Annotated in this window: 2 protein-coding genes; one reads left to right on the top strand and one right to left on the bottom strand. The window is 62.7% G+C overall.

Going from position 1 to position 2893, the window contains the following annotated elements; genetic code table 11:
* Positions 1-114: 114 nt before the first annotated feature.
* The gene (locus tag QMX89_RS22540) at positions 115-1008 is read right to left on the bottom strand and encodes a transporter substrate-binding domain-containing protein (protein WP_082223655.1); all 894 of its coding nucleotides are present in this window, start codon (positions 1006-1008) and stop codon (positions 115-117) included.
* Between the two features lie 287 nt (positions 1009-1295).
* On the opposite strand from QMX89_RS22540, the gene QMX89_RS22535 reads away from it, so the two are divergent.
* Positions 1296-2792: a PLP-dependent aminotransferase family protein gene (locus QMX89_RS22535; protein WP_049860820.1), complete on the top strand. Its 1497-nt coding sequence runs from the start codon at positions 1296-1298 to the stop codon at positions 2790-2792.
* Positions 2793-2893: the final 101 nt, after the last annotated feature.

Genomic DNA, 2893 nt, shown 5'->3' with positions numbered 1-2893 from the left:
GCCCCGCTCCCACAGGGATGAGTGATAAGCCGTGTAGCCTTGTGGGAGCGGGACGGGCGGCGAGCCATCTGCCCGCGAAGAGGCCAGACCGGCACAACCCGATCATTCAGGCGATCACTTCATCCCCGCCAACGTGTGGAACTGCTCGACGTTGGTGATCGGCTCCTTGGGCATGTCCGGGAAGGCTTCGCCGAACCACTTGGTCTGCAACGCGGCCAGACGCCCGTTGGCGCGGATCTGGTCCATGAAGCCGCTGAGGAACGTGAGCAGCTCCGGGCTGTTCTTCGGCACGGGCCAGGCGGCGAAGCCGGCGCCCGACACGGCAATGCCCTTGGCGAAGGTGTCGCCGCGGGTCTTGATCAGGTCGTTCACCGAGATCAGCGCGTTCACGGCGTAGTCCAGGCGACCGTTGGCCAAATCGGCGTAGATTTCCGGGTACGACGGATACTCCACCACCTTGCCCATCTCGCAACCCTTGTCCTTCATCATTTTCTTGAGCTCGGGCAGGCGTGCCAGCAGTGCGCTGCCGGCCTGCACGCCGACGGTCTTGCCGCACAGGCTGGCGATATCGCTGAGGCGCTTGTCATCGGCACGCTTGACGTAGAAGTGCTGGGCGGACGCGAAAGGCGGGGCGAAGTTGAACACGCGCAGACGTTCATCGGTGACCAGGGCGCCGGTGAAGGCCACGTCGTACTGGCCGGAAGAAACCGACGCAAGCAGCCCGGTCCAGGGCAGGATGTCTTGCTTGACATCGATGTTCTGGGTTTTGGCGTAGGCCTTGAGGTCCTCCAGCAGCTCCTTGTGAAAGCCTTCGGGTTTGCCATCGACGATGTAGTTGAACGGTGCGTAGTCATCCTCGGTGGCGACACTCAGGAAACCTTTGCTCTTCACCTCGGCGAGGTCGGCATGGGCGCCGAACGAGGCCGAGAGTACCAGCGTGGCCAGGCTCAACGTGCGCAGCAGGCCCAGGGATGTGCCGGTCATCGAACGCTTGCGGGGTTGCTTCATGGATGCTGCTCCCGAGGGTTGAAATAGGCCTGATCGTTTCGCTGAACGAAGGCGTTCAGTGGCATGGCCTCAACCTTAGTGAGGCGTCTGCGCACAGCGATAGGGGCAGTTGGGCACATTCGACTGGCCAGTTGCGTGCGCAAAAAAGCATGGCGCGCTATTTGCAAAGTCCATCGATCGGCATGGGTGCCAACAGGTTGGCTCGCCCTGGGAACCGGGCGGGTCCAGGACAGGTGAAAGCGCTTCGACGCGGATCAATCCGCGGCGGGCCATCGCGGAGCGAGAGCATGATCGATCACGTGTTTTACCTGGATTTCGACCAGCAGCGCGGCTTGCAGGAGCAACTGCGCGAGTCTCTGGTGTCGGCGATTCTGGGCGGAGGGTTTCCACCCGATGAGCCCTTGCCGTCGTGCCGCAAGCTGTCCCAGCAATTGAGCATCTCGCGCAATACCGTGGCACTGGTGTACGAGAGCCTGCTGGATAACGGCTATCTGGTGAGCCGCCCTCGCAGTGGTTACTACCTGCATGCCGACTACTGCGGCGGCGATGCGCGCAACGCCTGGCCATCGTTCAGTCGTCACCGTCCGGTCGGCTACAGCGATACCTGCGATGCGGAGCGCGCTCCGGATTGGGCCGGGCGCCTGAAGATGCTCCCCAGTTTGAAGCACGGCGTCTTGCGGCCCGGTGACTGGAGTGGCTTCAGCTACCCGTTCATCTACGGGCAGCCCATACGGGACTTGTTCCCGTTGGAACGCTGGCGCGAAGTGTCGCGCAACACCCTGCGCAGCGAACGCGATCAAGGCTGGTTGTGCGATCGTTTCGACCGCGACGATCAGATGCTCATCGAACAGCTGCGCACCCGCGTGCTGCCCAAGCGGGGCATCTGGGCCAGCTCTGACGAAATCCTGCTGACCCTGGGCTCGCAGAACGCGCTGTACCTGCTGGCTACATTGCTGATGACGCATGGCGTCAAGGTGGCCATCGAGAACCCCGGTTTTCGCGATGCCCTGAGCATCTTCGAATTGCAAGGAGCTCACGTGCACAAGCAGGACATCGACGCTGAAGGGCTGGTGGTGGATGCTCGCCTGGACGACTGTGACTACCTCTATGTGACGCCGGGCCATCAGGTGCCCACCGGCATCGCCATGAGTGCCGCACGACGGACCCGCCTACTGCAGCATATTCGCCAGCACGACCAGATCCTCATCGAGGACGACTACGACGCCGAGCTCAACCTGGACCATCATCCGCAGCCCGCGCTCAAGGCCAGCGACAGCAGTGGGCGGGTGATCTACCTGAGCAGCTTGTCGAAAGCCTTTTCACCGGGGCTGCGCCTGGGTTACATGGTGGCCGATGCCGAACTGATCAGCGAGCTGCGGGCCCTGCGCCGCTTGATGTACCGGCACCCGCCGTTGAACAACCAGCGCATGCTGGCCGAGTTTCTCGCTCAAGGTCACTACGATGCGCACCTGCGCCGCTTTCGCGAGGAACATGGGCGGCGACGGGCCTCAATGCAGGACGCTGTCAGTCGATGTCTGAGCAGTTGCCAGCATCTGGGCAGCGACAGTTCCAGCGCATTCTGGCTCAAGGCACCGGCCGGCGTGGATACTCAGAAACTGGCGTGGGCGGCGGCGCAGAAGAGCATTCTGATCGAATCCGGAGCGCAGTTCTTCTTCAAGCCCGCACCGCCCGGGAATTTCATGCGGCTGGGGTTTCATGCCATCGACGCCGACAAGATCCGGCCAGGGATAGAGCAGTTGGCCGGGGTGCTGGAGGGGGTGTGAGGGATTGAGTCTTGTGGTGCTTGTGCTGGCCTCTTCGCGGGCAGAGAGCTCGCCGCCCGCCCCGCTCCCACAGGTAAATAAGATCTTCTGTGGGAGCGGGG

This window comes from Pseudomonas sp. PS01301 (assembly GCF_029960215.1).
Taxonomy (GTDB): Bacteria; Pseudomonadota; Gammaproteobacteria; order Pseudomonadales; family Pseudomonadaceae; genus Aquipseudomonas; species Aquipseudomonas coleopterorum.
The sequence above is the reverse complement of the archived record's forward strand: the minus strand, read 5'-3'. Positions and strand labels throughout refer to the sequence as shown.